At 73.4% G+C, this 15037-nt stretch carries 10 protein-coding genes; 6 read left to right on the forward strand and 4 right to left on the reverse strand.

Features of this window, described 5'->3' with window-relative positions; all coding sequences use genetic code 11:
* The 3 genes from cysC to AC07DI_RS27765 are packed head-to-tail and all read left to right on the forward strand — an operon-like array spanning position 1 to position 2869.
* Positions 1-546 (forward strand): adenylyl-sulfate kinase, encoded by a 546-nt coding sequence (cysC, locus tag AC07DI_RS27755; protein WP_478906699.1) that lies wholly within the window; start codon positions 1-3, stop codon positions 544-546.
* On the forward strand, positions 543-1481 hold the full coding sequence (gene cysD, locus AC07DI_RS27760; RefSeq protein ID WP_478906701.1) for a sulfate adenylyltransferase subunit CysD: 939 nt from the start codon (positions 543-545) through the stop codon (positions 1479-1481). Before cysC ends, cysD begins: the two co-directional genes overlap by 4 nt.
* 2 nt (positions 1482-1483) lie before the next feature.
* On the forward strand, positions 1484-2869 hold the full coding sequence (locus AC07DI_RS27765) for a sulfate adenylyltransferase subunit 1 (RefSeq protein WP_478906703.1): 1386 nt from the start codon (positions 1484-1486) through the stop codon (positions 2867-2869).
* Here the strand turns inward: AC07DI_RS27765 and AC07DI_RS27770 are convergent.
* Positions 2800-3216 (reverse strand): Fur family transcriptional regulator, encoded by a 417-nt coding sequence (locus AC07DI_RS27770; RefSeq protein ID WP_384253115.1) that lies wholly within the window; start codon positions 3214-3216, stop codon positions 2800-2802. The two genes, AC07DI_RS27765 and AC07DI_RS27770, sit on opposite strands and share 70 nt — an antisense overlap.
* 307 nt (positions 3217-3523) lie before the next feature.
* Between AC07DI_RS27770 and katG the strand changes: the two genes are divergently transcribed.
* On the forward strand, positions 3524-5752 hold the full coding sequence (gene katG, locus AC07DI_RS27775) for a catalase/peroxidase HPI (RefSeq protein ID WP_478906705.1): 2229 nt from the start codon (positions 3524-3526) through the stop codon (positions 5750-5752).
* 84 nt (positions 5753-5836) lie between these two features.
* Here the strand turns inward: katG and AC07DI_RS27780 are convergent, their stop codons facing one another.
* The 3 genes from AC07DI_RS27780 to AC07DI_RS27790 form a co-directional block, all read right to left on the reverse strand.
* Positions 5837-7078 carry a vWA domain-containing protein gene (locus AC07DI_RS27780; protein ID WP_478906707.1) on the reverse strand — a complete coding sequence of 414 codons (1242 nt, stop codon included), beginning with the start codon at positions 7076-7078 and terminating at the stop codon, positions 5837-5839.
* The gene (locus tag AC07DI_RS27785; protein WP_478906709.1) at positions 7075-8352 is read right to left on the reverse strand and encodes an AAA family ATPase; all 1278 of its coding nucleotides are present in this window, start codon (positions 8350-8352) and stop codon (positions 7075-7077) included. The genes AC07DI_RS27780 and AC07DI_RS27785 overlap by 4 nt, the downstream gene beginning before the upstream one ends.
* A 100-nt stretch (positions 8353-8452) precedes the next feature.
* Positions 8453-9886 carry a hypothetical protein gene (locus tag AC07DI_RS27790; RefSeq protein WP_478906711.1) on the reverse strand — a complete coding sequence of 478 codons (1434 nt, stop codon included), beginning with the start codon at positions 9884-9886 and terminating at the stop codon, positions 8453-8455.
* Between the two features lie 248 nt (positions 9887-10134).
* On the opposite strand from AC07DI_RS27790, the gene AC07DI_RS27795 reads away from it, so the two are divergent.
* Both AC07DI_RS27795 and AC07DI_RS27800 read left to right on the forward strand, forming a co-directional pair.
* Positions 10135-11499, forward strand: coding sequence for an FAD-dependent oxidoreductase (locus AC07DI_RS27795; RefSeq protein ID WP_478906713.1), 1365 nt, complete (start codon positions 10135-10137; stop codon positions 11497-11499).
* Positions 11500-11694: 195 nt separating this feature from the next.
* On the forward strand, positions 11695-15003 hold the full coding sequence (locus AC07DI_RS27800; RefSeq protein WP_478906715.1) for an AfsR/SARP family transcriptional regulator: 3309 nt from the start codon (positions 11695-11697) through the stop codon (positions 15001-15003).
* Positions 15004-15037: the final 34 nt, after the last annotated feature.

A 15037-nucleotide genomic window follows, 5' to 3' on the forward strand; every position in this document is an offset into this window, starting at 1 on the left:
ATGCCCATCACCGATGCCGGCGCGACAGTCTGGCTGACAGGTCTGCCGAGCGCAGGGAAGACCACGATCGCGTACGCGCTTGCGGAGCGCCTGCGGGGCGAGGGCCGCCGCGTCGAGGTGCTCGACGGGGACGAGACCCGTACGTTCCTCTCGGCGGGCCTCGGCTTCTCCCGCGCGGACCGGGACACCCATGTACAGCGCGTCGGCTTCGTCGCCGAACTGCTCGCCTCGCACGGAGTGACCGTCCTCGTACCGGTGATCGCGCCGTACGCGGACAGCCGGGAGGCGGTGCGCGTACGGCACCGCCGCGAGGGCACCGCATATGTCGAGGTGCATGTCGCGACGCCGGTCGAGGTGTGCTCCGTACGCGATGTGAAGGGCCTGTACGCCCAGCAGGCGGCGGGCGGGATATCCGGGCTCACCGGTGTCGACGACCCGTATGAGGCGCCCGAGTCGCCGGACCTGCGGATCGCGTCGCAGGACCAGACCGTGCAGGAGTCCGCAGCCGTGCTGTACGCGCTGCTCGTCGAGAGGGATCTGGCATGACGACCAGCGTGTCTTCGCCGCCGCAGGTGCCCGAGAAGCCCTACGTGCTGAGCCACTTGGACGCTCTGGAATCCGAGTCGGTGCACATCTTCCGCGAGGTCGCGGGCGAGTTCGAGAACCCGGTGATCCTCTTCTCCGGCGGCAAGGACTCGATCGTCATGCTGCACCTGGCGCTGAAGGCGTTCGCCCCCGCGGCCGTGCCGTTCGCGCTCCTTCACGTGGACACCGGGCACAACTTCTCCGAGGCGATCGACTACCGCGACCGGGTCGTGGAGCGGTACGGGCTGCGGCTGCACCTGGCCTCCGTGCAGGAGTACATCGACGCGGGCAAGCTGCGCGAGCGCCCCGACGGCACCCGCAACCCGTTGCAGACCGTGCCGTTGACGGAGAAGATCCAGAGTGAGCGGTTCGACGCCGTGTTCGGCGGCGGGCGGCGCGACGAGGAGAAGGCGCGCGCCAAGGAGCGGGTGTTCTCGCTGCGCGACGAGTTCTCGCAGTGGGACCCGCGCCGCCAGCGCCCCGAGCTCTGGCAGCTCTACAACGGCCGGCACGCGCCGGGCGAGCACGTCCGCGTCTTCCCGCTCTCCAACTGGACCGAGCTGGACGTCTGGCAGTACATCGCCCGCGAGGACATCGAGCTGCCGAGCATCTACTTCGCCCATGAGCGGGAGGTGTTCCGGCGCTCGGGGATGTGGCTGACCGCCGGGGAGTGGGGCGGGCCGCGCGCCGACGAGCCGGTCGAGAAGCGCCTGGTGCGCTACCGCACGGTGGGCGACATGTCCTGCACCGGCGCCGTCGACTCCGACGCGACGAGCCTGGAGCAGGTCATCGCGGAGATCGCCGCGTCCCGGCTGACCGAACGGGGCGCGACCCGCGCCGACGACAAGCTGTCCGAGGCCGCGATGGAAGACCGCAAGCGCGAGGGGTACTTCTAGACATGACCACCAGCACCAGCACCACCACCAGCATCCGCAGCAGCAACCCCACGGGCGTCGGCGCCGCTGCCGCCGCCACCGGGACACTCCGGCTGGCCACGGCCGGTTCCGTCGACGACGGCAAGTCGACCTTGGTGGGGCGGCTGCTGCACGACTCCAAGTCGATCCTGACCGATCAGCTGGAGGCCGTCGAGCGGGCTTCGCGCAGTCGCGGCGACGCCGGACCCGACCTGGCACTCCTGACCGACGGCCTGCGGGCCGAGCGGGAGCAGGGCATCACCATCGATGTCGCCTACCGCTACTTCGCCACCACCCGGCGCCGGTTCATCCTCGCCGACACCCCAGGGCACGTGCAGTACACGCGCAACATGGTCACCGGTGCCTCCACCGCGGAACTGACCGTCATCCTGGTCGACGCGCGCAAGGGCGTGGTCGAGCAGACCCGCCGCCACGCCGCCGTCGCCGCCCTCCTGCGCGTCCCGCACGTGGTCCTCGCGGTGAACAAGATGGACCTGGTCGACTACGCCGAACCCGTCTTCGCCGCCATCGCCGACGAGTTCACCACCTACGCCACGGAACTCGGTATCCCCGACGTCACCGCCATCCCCGTCTCCGCCCTCGCCGGCGACAACGTGGTCGACCCTTCCGCGTACATGGACTGGTACCGCGGCCCCACCGTCCTGGAACACCTGGAGACCGTTCCGGTCGGCGACGACCCGGCCACCTGCCACGCCCGTTTCCCGGTGCAGTACGTCATCCGCCCACGGAGCAGGACGCACCCCGACTACCGCGGATACGCGGGACAGATCGCCGTCGGCGCGTTCCGCGTCGGCGAATCCGTCACCGTGCTGCCCTGCGGACGTACCTCCACCATCACCGGCATCGACGCGCTCGGCACCGCCGTCGACGTCGCCCGTGCTCCCCAGTCGGTCACCCTTCTCCTCGCCGACGACATCGACATCTCCCGCGGCGACCTCCTGGTGCCCAGCGGTGCGGTGCCCGTCGGCAGCCAGGACGTCGAGGCCACCGTCTGCCACGTCGCCGACACTCCTCTCACCGTCGGCCAGCGCGTCCTGCTCAAGCACACGACCCGCACCGTCAAGGCCGTCGTCAAGGAGATCCCTTCGCGGCTTACCCTGGCGGACCTCTCCCAGCACCCCGCCCCCGGCCGGCTCGTCGCCAACGACATCGGCCGCGTCAGGGTCCGCACCGCCGAACCGGTCGCGCTGGACTCCTACGCCGACTCCCGGCGGACGGGCTCCTTCCTCCTGATCGATCCCTCCGACGGCACCACGCTCGCGGCTGGAATGAGCACCGGTCAGCCGCCGGCGCAGTCGGGGCACCGCCCGCGGAACGTCACCTCGGCCGCCGAGACGGTGAAGCCGTAACGCTCGGCGGGCGGCAGGTCGGCCAGGGGATCGCCGTCGGGACGGACGTCCCGGATGGCGCCGCAGCCCGAGCACACCAGGTGCTGGTGGGGCCGGTGAGCGTTCGGGTCATAGCGTTTGGCACGGCCGTCGACGGCAACTTCGGCCACCTCGCCGAGCGTGACGAGCTCGCCCAGGGTGTTGTAGACGGTGGCGCGCGAGATCTCCGGCAGCAGGAGGGCGGCCTGGGCGAGCACCTCGTCGGCGGTCAGGTGCACATGGTCGCCGGCGAGCACCTCGGCGACCACGCGACGTTGGGCGGTCATCCGCCAGCCGCGTCCGCGAAGGCGTTGCAGCAGGTCACTCATGACACCAGCCCTATCTGTGCTCGGTCCGACGATGGAAGGTGCGCGCGCCCGTCTGTCGTATTGACTTGTCTGCCGTATTGACTTGGATTCGGTCCATCGTAGGATCGGTTCCGGCTGCCGGCCAAGGGACAGGGCAACAGCTGGGAACTACACGTGACTTCAGGAGACGGGCTCCTCGAGCCCGGCATCCGGATCCGCGGCTCGCGCGCCGCACGCATCGCGAGCGGTCGGTCGGACCTGTGCCCCCGACTGTTCCACCACCCTCAGCTCCAGAGCACCGCGATCCGCCCCCTCCGGAAGGATTCCCATGACTGAGAACCACGACGCGATCGTCACCGACCCCAAGCCGGAGGAGACAGGGAGCGGTTGCCCCGTCGCGCGCGCGGCACACCCGACCCAGGGCGGCGGGAACCGGCAGTGGTGGCCGGAGCGGCTCAACCTGAAGATCCTCGCCAAGAACCCCGCCGTGGCCAACCCGCTGGGCGAGGAGTTCGACTACGCGCAGGCCTTCAAGTCCCTGGACCTCCCGGCCGTGAAGCGGGACATCGCCGAGGTGCTCACGACCTCCCAGGACTGGTGGCCCGCCGACTTCGGCAACTACGGCCCGTTCATGATCCGGATGGCCTGGCACAGCGCAGGCACGTACCGGATCAGTGACGGGCGCGGCGGCGCAGGCGCAGGCCAGCAGCGCTTCGCCCCGCTCAACAGCTGGCCGGACAACGCCAGCCTCGACAAGGCCCGGCGGCTGCTGTGGCCGGTCAAGAAGAAGTACGGCCAGAGCCTGTCCTGGGCCGATCTCCTGGTCCTCACCGGCAATGTGGCCCTGGAGTCGATGGGCTTTGAGACCTTCGGCTTCGCCGGCGGCCGCGAGGACGTGTGGGAGCCCGACGAGGACGTCTACTGGGGCCCCGAGACCACCTGGCTCGGCGACGAGCGCTACACCGGCGACCGCGAACTGGAGAACCCGCTCGGCGCGGTCCAGATGGGCCTCATCTACGTCAACCCCGAGGGCCCGAACGGCACTCCGGACCCGATCGCCGCGGCCCGCGACATCCGCGAGACGTTCCGCCGGATGGCGATGAACGACGAGGAGACGGTCGCCCTGATCGCGGGCGGCCACACCTTCGGCAAGACCCACGGCGCGGGCCCGGCCGACGCGGTCGGCGACGACCCCGAGGCCGCCCCGATGGAGCAGATGGGCCTCGGCTGGCGCAGCACGCACGGCACCGGCGTTGGCGCCGACGCGATCACCAGCGGGCTCGAGGGCATCTGGACCGACACCCCGACCACGTGGGACAACAGCTTCTTCGAGATCCTCTTCGGCTACGAGTGGGAGCTGTTCAAGAGCCCCGCGGGCGCCTTCCAGTGGCGGCCGAAGGACGGCGCGGGCGCGGGCACCGTGCCCGACGCGTTCGACGCGTCGAAGACCCACGCCCCGACGATGCTGACGACCGACCTCTCGCTGCGGCTCGACCCGGTCTACGAGCCGATCTCGCGCCGCTTCAAGGAGGACCCCCAGGCGTTCGCCGACGCCTTCGCGCGAGCCTGGTTCAAGCTCACCCACCGCGACATGGGTCCGGTCGTGCGCTACCTCGGCCCCGAGGTCCCGAGCGAGACGCTGCTGTGGCAGGACCCGCTGCCCGAGGCGGCGTACGAGCGCATCGGCGCCGAGGACGTCGCCGCCCTCAAGGCGCGGATCCTCGGCTCTGACCTGTCGGTGTCCCAGCTGGTGTCCACCGCGTGGGCGGCGGCTTCCTCCTTCCGCGGCAGCGACAAGCGCGGCGGTGCCAACGGCGCGCGCATCCGCCTGGAGCCGCAGCGCGGCTGGGAGGTCAACAACCCCGACGAGCTGGCGACGGTCCTGAGCACCCTGGAGGGCATCCAGGAGTCCTTCAACTCGGCCCGCACCGACGGCAAGCAGGTCTCGCTCGCGGACCTGATCGTGCTCGCCGGCGGCGCGGCGGTCGAGCAGGCCGCCAAGGACGCAGGCTTCGAGGTCGAGGTGCCCTTCACGCCGGGCCGCGTCGACGCCTCGCAGGAGCAGACCGACGTGGAGTCGTTCGCCGCGCTCGAGCCCGGCGCGGACGGGTTCCGCAACTACGTCGGCAAGGGCAACCGGCTGCCCGCCGAGTACCTGCTGCTCGACCGGGCCAACCTGCTGACCCTGAGCGCCCCGGAGATGACCGTCCTCGTGGGCGGCCTGCGCGTCCTGGGCGCGAACCACCAGGGGTCCAAGCTCGGCGTGCTCACCACGAGCCCCGGCACCCTGACCAACGACTTCTTCGTGAACCTGCTCGACCTGGGCACGCAGTGGAAGTCGACGTCCGAGGCGCAGGACACCTTCGAGGGCCGCGACGCGGCCACCGGCGAGCTCAAGTGGACCGGCAGCCGCGCGGACCTCGTCTTCGGGTCCAACTCCGAGCTGCGCGCGCTCGCCGAGGTGTACGCGAGCGACGACGCGAAGGAGAAGTTCGTGCACGACTTCGTCGCGGCGTGGGCCAAGGTCATGGACCTCGACCGGTTCGACGTGGCCTGACCGGGGCCGACGCCGGGTGATCCGCACGCCGTGCCGGGCCGGCCCCCACGCGGGCCGGCCCGGCACGGCTCCACCGCGGGGCGGTCACCCGATCTCCACCACCCGGGCCCAGGCGGGCGGCGTGTCCGGCGTGTAGTCGGGGTCGTCCTCGTCCGCCCGCCCGGAGCCCGGCCGCCGGGGAAAGAGACCCACCACCGTCCGGCACGGAGGTGGCGCGTCCGGCCACGGTGTCTGGCCGTCGGTCAGCACCACGATGACATCGGGACGAGGCCGCGCCCGCAGGGCCCTGGCGAAACCCGCACGCAGATCCGTGCCCCCGCCGCCCGTCAAGGGAATCCCCTCGGACCGGCACAGCCGGTGCACCGACGCGGCGGCCGCGTCGCACGGCAGCACGCCGACCAGATCGCGCCGGCCGCCGACCGCCCGCGAGATGGCGGCCACTTCGAGCAGCGCACTGCCCAGTTCGGCGTCGCTGACCGAACCGGATGTGTCGATGACGACGCAGACCCGGGGCGGCCTGCGCCGCAGGCTCGGCAGGACGACGCCGGGCGCCCCGGCCGAGCGGCGCGCGGGGCGGCCGTAGGTGTAGTCCTCACCCGCGCCGGGCCCGGAGACCGCCGAGCGGACGGCCGCGCCGAGCAACTCCCGCCACGGCTGCGGCGGATGGAAGGCCTCCTCCGCCCACCGCCGCCACCCTCCGGGCGCACTGCCGGGCCGGGCCGTGATGCCCTGCGCCACCCGGAACCGCACGGCGTCCCGTTCCTGCCCACTGAGCCCGTGGGCACCTTCCGGCCCCCGGTCCCAGTCGCGCGCCCGGCCGTCGGCGCCGCTGCCGCAGTCCAGCCAGGCCATGCCCTGCGTCCTGGGCCCGAGCCGGAACTGACGCAGGTAGTCCTCCATCAGCTCCCCCTCGTCCAGCCCCAACGTCTCGGGCACGACGGCCCCTTCGGGCCGTACCAGGCCGTCCCCGAACGCGTCGTCGTTGATCTCGCAGTCCGCGGCGATGTTCATCCGCAGCCGTTCCGCGGCGCCGGTGAGCCCGCGCTCGCGCGCCACCCGGTCACTGCGTCCGTGGTGGTCGCGCAGCAGGTGGGAGACCTCGTGCACCCATACCGCGGCCAGCTCTTCCACGGGTGTCCGGTCCACGAAGGCCGGTGAGACGTAGCAGCGCCAGTACCGGTCGACCGCCATCGTCGGCACCTGCCGGGACGCGACGGCGTGCAGGGCGAACAGGGCCGTGGCCAGGTAGGGCCGGGCGCGGGCCGCCTGCAGACGGGCGGCGAAGAGCTTGTCGAGGTCCAGCGCCCGCTCCGCGTCGGGGATCACCGGCCCGCCCTGGCGGCGGCACGGGCCGCGGCGCGGTCCGCCCGCAGGGAGAGCGAGACCGTTCCCGTCAGCCGTTCGATGGAGGCCGGGACGTCCCAGTCCTCGCGCCGCAGCGTGGCCAGGGTGGCCGCGGGGACGACGACGAGGTCCGGCGCCCCGGTCTCCACGGCCCGGACAAGGAGCGCCCACGCCGCGTCCCAGCGGGCCTTGTCCGGCCGGTGCCGGACCGCGTCGACCACGGCGTCGAGGACGGCCTGGCGCAGATCGCCGCGTTCGGGCAGGACGGCGGCGGCCGGGTCGGCGAGGAGATCCTCGGGGTCGGGCAGGTCTATCCGGTCCAGAGCGGCAAGGAGTTCCAGCCCCGGGCCGTCTCCCACGGCGCCCCTCACGAGCAGGGAGAGCACATCGCGGGACGAGTCCGCGGCGGTGGCGAAGGCGATCAGGCGCAGTGCCGTCTCCCAGCTCCGGGGCGAGGGCCAGGCGCCGCCGCGGCGCGCCTCGTTGCCGGGCATCTGGTGGACGAGTTTCGGCCGGGCGGCCAGCAGCCCGCACACCGCGCGGCGGGCGAACGCGACGGATTCCGGCAGCTTCGCCGGGTCGAGCAGGGGCAGCGTCGCCCGCGGCCAGACGCCGCCGAGTCCGCGTACGACGACGTCGTGGTCGTGGGTCCACCGCAGGTGGACGAACCGGTTGGCGAGCGGCGCGCTCAGCTCCCAGCCGTCGGCGGCCGACGAGCGCGGGTTGGCGGCGGCCACGATCCTTACGCCGGGCGGCAGTTGAAGGGCGCCGATGCGCCGTTCGAGGACCAGGCGGAGCAGGGCGGCCTGGACGGCCGGCGGGGCGGTGGAAAGCTCATCCAGGAAGAGCAGCCCGCGGCCGGCCCGTACCAGGCGTACCGCCCAGTCCGGCGGGGCCATCGGGACGCCCTGCTCGGCCGGATCGTCCCCGACGACGGGCAGGCCGGAGAAGTCCGACGGCTCGTGCACGCTGGCGATGACGGTGGTCAGCGGCAGATCGAGGGTGTCGGCGAGCTGGGTGAGGGCCGCGGTCTTCCCGATGCCCGGTTCTCCCCACAGAAGCACGGGAAGGTCGGCGGCGACCGCGAGGGTCAGGGCTTCCAACTGGGTGTCCGGGCGGGGTTCGGTCGTCGAGTCGCGCAGCAGGCCCAACAGCGCGCTCGCGACGTCCAGTTGGTCGGGTCGAGGTGCGTGCTTGGGGATGTCGACCAAGTCGTCGGGGGCGTCGACAAGAGCGGGCGTGGCGTGGGAGGGCATGTGGGATCACCTTGGGTGTGTGTCGGCTGAGGGGTGCGTGGGCGGCGAGGGGCGAACCGGTCGCAGTCCGGCCCCGACTGCCGCCGTAAGCGTTATGAGGTCAGTGCGTGGTAGGGCGGCGCGGCCGGGTCCGGCGGTCGCGCAGGTCCGGCCGATCGGGGGCCCGAGCGGGGTCGATGAGCCCGGCCCTGTACAGGCCGTAGGTGACGCGCCGGTCGGCGGCCTCCGTCAGCGCGTCCCGCAGCGGTCCTTCGCGCAGCAGCGCGTCGGGGCCGAGCAGCTCTTCCACGACGGCCAGGGCGCCGGTGATGTCGCCGTGGTCGAGCCGTTCGCGGACGCCGCTGAGGCAGTCAGGACGGCGGTGCGCCTCGTCGATGACCCGCAGGCAGGGGAGTGGTGTGCCGGTCAGCGCGGCCAGCAGCTCCTCCCTGCGGATCTCGGCCGGATCGTGGTCCAGCGGCGCGAGGACTCCGTCGACCAGGGCGATGCGGTGCTTGGCGCCCCGGCACTCGACGAGGCGGGCGCGCCCTGTCCGCTTCGTGGCCGCACCGGTGGCTGTGTCCGTGGCCGCGGACGGCGACGCGACCGGCGTGAATTCCGGTACCAACGCCGACGCGACCAGCGGATGCAGCCGGTCGGCCCCGAAGGCGCCGGAGCGGATCAGCGCGAGATCGGGCGGCACCCAGGTCGCCGCGTCGGGCAGCACCGGCAGGGCGGATACGTCGCCTTCGGCAGGAGTCACCGTGATCCGCGGCGCGCGGGACGGTTCGCCGCCGTCGGCGTCGAGCTCCAGGATCAGCCGTCGCCCGGCGCCGAGTCGCACGACGACAGGTCCTGGGGGCCGTCCGTCGGCACGCAGGAGGAGCTCCGCCTCGGCCGCCCATCGGCCGACCGCGCAGGGGAGCCCCTGTGTCGGCCCCCGCTCCGGAGTCTCCGGCCGGTCGGCCCCGGACCGGGTCCGCAACTCCTCCGTCCTGCGTGCGTCCCACAGGTGGCGGTGCAGGTCGAGGCGGAAACGCCGATGCGGGTGGGGGTGCGGGTGCCGCGCGGCCCCGGCGTCGGCGTGGGTGCCGTCCCACACCGCGAGGCTGATCCGCTGCCCGGCATCGGCCCAGGCGGGCGGGGTCCGGGCCACGAGATGCAGCGGACGTACGCCGGCCCGGCCCGGTGTGTCGTACCGGGCCAGGGCGATGGTCAGTCCCGGGCGCAGCAGACCGTCAGGAGCGATCCTCGGCATGTGCCAGCGCAGCAGGTCAGGTGCCAAGTGGCGGAGGTCGGCCCGGAGCCGGGCCGCGACGGCCCGGCCGTGAGTGCGGGCGACGACGCGTGGGCTGAAGTCGACGTCGACGCGTGCGGCGGCGCATGCCCCGGCCCAGTCACCGAGGCGGCGGCGCGCGGTCGCGGTCTCGATCATGGAGGCCGGTACGGCGAACTCCCGCACGCGCGGCCAGAACGAGAAGGGGGAGTGAGGTGGGAAGGGCCCGTAGGGGCGGCTGGAGAGGCGGGAATCCCGGTTCGCGAGCTGAGTGAGCATCAGCACTCACCTTGCGCGGACGGGGCCCCCAATCTGTCAACAGAGTGAGTCGTCATCGCGGTGATCGTAACGGTGCCGCCCCGATCTGTCAGCACCGTTTTCCGGGGGGTGCGACCGATACGGAGCGCTTGGGGAACCCATAAGGCTGGCTTATGACGTCATAAAGATGACCCGCCTACTTACTTAGGCTTGCCTTAGCTTAGGCTTCCCCTTGAGTCACTCCATCACCGCTCGAAGGGAACCTGAACATGCCTCGCCCTCTGCGGGTAGCCATTGTCGGAGCCGGCCCGGCCGGAATCTACGCCGCCGACGCGCTGCTCAAATCCGCAGTGGCGGTCGAGCCGGGTGTGTCGATCGACCTCTTCGAGCGGATGCCGGCGCCCTTCGGCCTCATCCGCTACGGCGTCGCCCCGGACCACCCGCGCATCAAGGGCATCATCACCGCCCTGCACCAGGTGCTCGACAAGCCCCAGATCCGTCTCTTCGGCAACGTCGACTACCCGCGCGACATCAGCCTGGACGACCTGCGCACCTTCTACGACGCGGTGATCTTCTCCACGGGTGCCACGGCCGACCGGGCGCTGGACATACCGGGCATCGACCTCGACGGCTCGTACGGCGCCGCCGACTTCGTCTCCTGGTACGACGGCCACCCGGACGTGCCGCGCACCTGGCCGCTGGAGGCGGAGAAGGTCGCCGTCCTCGGCGTCGGCAACGTCGCGCTCGACGTGGCGCGCATCCTCGCCAAGACCGCCGACGAACTGCTACCCACCGAGATCCCGCCGAACGTCCACGACGGGCTCAAGGCCAACAAGGCCCTGGAGGTCCACGTCTTCGGCCGCCGCGGCCCCGCGCAGGCGAAGTTCAGCCCGATGGAGCTGCGGGAGCTGGACCACTCCCCGAACATCGAGGTCATCGTCGACCCCGAGGACATCGACTACGACGACGGGTCGATCGCCACCCGGCGTGGCAACAAGCAGGCCGACATGGTCGCCAAGACCCTGGAGAACTGGGCCATCCGCGACATCGGCGACCGGCCGCACAAGCTGTTCCTGCACTTCTTCGAGTCGCCGGTCGAGATCCTCGGCGAGGACGGCAAGGTCGTCGGCCTGCGCACCGAGCGCACCGCCCTCGACGGCACCGGCAACGTCAAGGGCACCGGCGAGTTCAAGGACTGGGACCTCGGAGCGGTCTACCGTGCCGTCGGCTACCTCTCCGACGAATTGCCCAAGCTGCCCTGGGACATCGCGTCCGGCACGGTCCCCGACCAGGCGGGACGGGTAATCGAGGAGAGCGGCGAGCACCTGCGGTCGACGTACGTCACCGGGTGGATCCGGCGCGGCCCCGTCGGCCTCATCGGCCACACCAAGGGTGACGCCAACGAGACGGTCGCCAGTCTTCTCGACGACCGTGAGAACGGGCGGCTGCTCACCCCCGCCGAGCCCGAGCCCGAGGCCGTCGACGCCTTCCTCGGCGAACGGAACGTCCGCTTCACCACGTGGGACGGCTGGTACCGCCTCGACGCCGCGGAGAAGGCGCTCGGCGAGCCGCAGGGCCGCGAGCGAGTGAAGCTCGTCGAGCGCGAGGACATGCTCAGGGCCAGCGAAGCGTAGGGCCCACGGGTCCCGGTGGGTACGGGGGCGTCGCGCGGTCTCGTCCGGCACGGAGCGGGCGGGCCACGCGCACGCCCCCTCCGCTTGCGGCGCCCCGCCTCGTCCCGCCGCCGCGCCGTGCCCGCTTCGTGCCATATCGCCGAGCTGGCCTGATTCCCCGCGTACCCACGCGTGTTGCCGCCGCACCGACGTAGGATGACCAGTCGATCGGGCACGGCCGGGCCCGGCGGGTCCGGGCCGGAGGTGAGGTTCGCGGAGCGGGGGCGGTGCGGGGCAGGACCCATGGAGCTGGGCGTGGACACGGACATGCACTTCCGTCTGCTCGGGCCGGTCGAAGCGTGGCGCGCGGGCCGGCGCCTCGCGCTCGGCGGGCCCAAGCCCCGGGCCCTGCTCGCCGCCCTGCTCCTCGAGCCGGGGCGGGTGGTCTCCGCCGAGGCGCTGATCGACGTGATCTGGGGCGAGAACCCGCCGGACACGGCGAGATCCCTGATCCAGTCGTACGTCTCCGCGCTGCGTCGCGCGCTGCCCGCCGACGTCATCGAGACCCGGCCGCCGGGCTACCTGATCCACGCGGACACCGACCTCGTCGACCGGGCCGCGTTCCAGCGGCTCACCGCGGAAGGCCGGCAGGCGGCGGCCGCCGGGGACCACGCCGCCGCGGCCCGGTCGCTCGGCGCGGCCCTCGCCCTGTGGCGCGGGCCCGCCCTCGGCGGCATCGGCGAGGCGTTGCGCGCCACGGCCGATCAGCTCGAAGAGGCGCGGCAGGCGGTCCTCGAGGAGCGGATCGCCGCCGATCTCGCGCGAACCGGCCATGAGACGGAGCTGGTCGGCGAGCTCACCGCCCTGGTCGCCACCCACCCCACCCGCGAACGGCTGCGCGGCCAACTGATGCTCGCCCTCTACCGGTTGGGCCGCCAGGCCGACGCGCTCGCCGTGTACGCGGAGGGGCGCGACGTGCTCGCCGAGGAGCTGGGGCTCGATCCGGGGCCGGGGATCCAGGCGATGCACGAGGCGATCCTGCGGGCGGACGCGTCGTTGCTGCCCGCCGCGGACAGCGTACGGACCGCCACCCGCACCCCGGCCCCCGCGGCCGGCCCGCCGCCCTCACCCGGTCCGGATCACGAGCACGCCGCCGACGCCACCCCGGCCTCCGCGGACGCCGCGACCCGGACCCGGCCGACCACCCACACGCACGACAACGGCGACGACGCCACGCAGGGCCACACCCGGCCGCCGCCCCCACCCGCCCTCCTGCCGGCCGCCATCGGCGACTTCACCGGCCGGGCGGCGCAGCTGAGCGAGGTGCGCGCCGCCCTGACCCCGCCGGGAGCGCGGCAGGCCATGCCCGTCGTGGTGATCTCCGGTCCTGGCGGCATCGGCAAGTCCGTCCTCGGCGTCACGGCCGCGCACCGGGCCGCAGACGCGTACTCCGACGGACAGCTCTACGCCGAACTGCGGGGCGCCACCGACCCGGTGGCGCCCGGCGAGGTGCTCGGCCGCCTGCTGCGCGCCCTGGGCGCCGACCCGCCGGAGGGGGACGCCGAGCGCAGGGACCTCTTCCGCAGCCTCGTCGCGGGGCGCCGCGTCCTGCTCGTCCTCGACGACGCGGGCAGCGAGTCCCAGGTGCGGCCGCTGCTCCCGGGAAGCGCCACGTGCGGGGTGCTGATCACCGCCCGCGCCCGCCTCGGCGCCCTGCCCTGCACCCACCGCACCGACCTCGACGTGTTCGACACGGAGCCGGGGACCGACCTGCTCGCCCGGGTCGCGGGCGCGGAGCGGGTGCGCGACGACCCCGAGGCGGCCCGCCGCATCGTGGAGCTGTGCGGCGGACTCCCCCTCGCCCTGCGCATCGCCGGGGCCCGCCTCGCGACACGCCGCCACTGGTCGGCACGGACGCTCGCCGAACGGCTGGCCGACGAGCGCCATCGTCTGGACGAGCTCTCCGTCGGTGACCTGGAGGTCCGGGCCGGCCTAGGCCTGAGCTACCGCGCGCTGGACGCCCCGGCCCGCACCGCCCTGCGCCGCCTCGGCCTGCTCGCCGCGCCCGATGTCGCGTCCTGGGTGGTCGCCGCGCTCCTCGACGCGCCCGAGAGCGAGGCGGAACGGGTGGTCGAGCAGCTCATCGACGCCCAACTGCTGCACTGCAGCCTGGTGGACCGCGCGGACCAGCCGCGCTACCGGCCGCACGATCTCGTACGCGTCTACGCGGCCGAACGCGCCGAGGCCGAGGACACCCCCGCCGAACGCGCCGCCGCCGTCGGCCGGGCCCTCGGCGCCGGCCTCTGGCTCACCGGCCGCGTCGCCTCCGCCACGCCGTCCGGAGCGGTCGAACTGCACCGGGGCTTCCTCGACTCCTCCGGTCCGCTCCGCGCGGCGCCCGGCGCCCTGCACCGCCTCGTGCGGCCGGCCGGGCCCGAGGCCACCCGGCGGGCGCTCGCCGACCCCGCGGCGTGGTTCGAGGCCGAGGCCGACGCGTTCGCCGCCGCCGTGGAGCGGGCAGCGGCCTATGACCTGCACACCCTGGCCTGCGAGGCCGCCGCCGCCCTGTGCTCCTCCGCGTACGCCGTCGGGAACCGCTTCGAAGCCTGGTGGCGCAGCCACGACGCGGCGCTGGCCGCGGCCCGCCGCGCCGAGGACCGCTCGGGCGAGGCCCTGCTGCTCATCGGTCTCGGCCAACTCCGCTACGAACAGGACAGGTTCAGCGAATCGCAGGACTACTTCCGGCAGGCGGCCGCCATCTGCGCCGACCTCGGCGACGCGCGCGGCCGGGCCGCCGCCCTCGCCGGACTCGGCAGCGCCCTGCGCGAGGCGGGACGGCTGCGCGCCGCCCTTGACATGCTGGGGCGCGCCGTCGAGGGCTTCCGCGGGCTGCACGACGACCCGGGGCTCGGTCTTTCCTGCCGTTTCGCGGGCACCGTCCACCTCGAACTCGGCGCGCACGACGCCGCCTTCACGCTCCTCGACGAGTCCCTGCGCGCCTACCGCAGGCTCGGCAGCCGCCGCGGTGAGGCGCTCACGCTGCGGTCGCTGAGCCTGGTGCACCGCTCGCTCGGCGCCTACGCCGAGGGCGAGCGGCTCGCCGACCGCTCCGTGGCCCTCCTCGCCGCCCTCGGGGACCCGCTGATGTCGGCGTACGCGGTGCAGGCGCGGGCCAAGTGCCGGATGCGGCTGGGGCGTTCGGCCGAGGCGGCCGCGGAGCTGCGGGGCGTGCTCGAGACCTGCCGCGCCCACCGCGACCGCTTCGGCGAGGCGCTCGCGCTGCGCACGCTCGGCGAATGCGAGCTGGCCGCCGGGCGCGTCGACGAGGCCGAGCGGCGGCTCACCGCGGCGGCCGGTCTCTGGGCGGCCCTGGAGCTGCCGCTGGCCCGCGCCCGTACCCTGCGCGATCTCGCCGCGGCGCGGGAGGCCGCGGGCGAACCGGCGCAGGCTGCGGCGCTGCGGGCGGAGGCGCGGGGCGTCTTCGCGGCGTACGAGGCGCGCGAACGGCACGAGCCCGGCATCTGAACGCGCTGCGGCAGCAGCGCACTTGGCTCGGATT

The sequence above is a fragment of the Streptomyces sp. NPDC044106 genome (assembly GCF_056433985.1).

Excerpts from the sequence above, each read along its gene's own strand:
- cysC (WP_478906699.1), top strand. The coding sequence starts at position 1 with ATGCCCATCACCGATGCCGGCGCGACAGTCTGGCTGACAGGTCTGCCG.
- cysD (WP_478906701.1), top strand. The coding sequence starts at position 543 with ATGACGACCAGCGTGTCTTCGCCGCCGCAGGTGCCCGAGAAGCCCTAC.
- AC07DI_RS27765 (WP_478906703.1), top strand. The coding sequence starts at position 1,484 with ATGACCACCAGCACCAGCACCACCACCAGCATCCGCAGCAGCAACCCC.
- AC07DI_RS27770 (WP_384253115.1), bottom strand. The coding sequence starts at position 3,216 with ATGAGTGACCTGCTGCAACGCCTTCGCGGACGCGGCTGGCGGATGACC.
- katG (WP_478906705.1), top strand. The coding sequence starts at position 3,524 with ATGACTGAGAACCACGACGCGATCGTCACCGACCCCAAGCCGGAGGAG.
- AC07DI_RS27785 (WP_478906709.1), bottom strand. The coding sequence starts at position 8,352 with ATGCCCTCCCACGCCACGCCCGCTCTTGTCGACGCCCCCGACGACTTG.
- AC07DI_RS27790 (WP_478906711.1), bottom strand. The coding sequence starts at position 9,886 with ATGCTCACTCAGCTCGCGAACCGGGATTCCCGCCTCTCCAGCCGCCCC.
- AC07DI_RS27795 (WP_478906713.1), top strand. The coding sequence starts at position 10,135 with ATGCCTCGCCCTCTGCGGGTAGCCATTGTCGGAGCCGGCCCGGCCGGA.
- AC07DI_RS27800 (WP_478906715.1), top strand. The coding sequence starts at position 11,695 with ATGACCAGTCGATCGGGCACGGCCGGGCCCGGCGGGTCCGGGCCGGAG.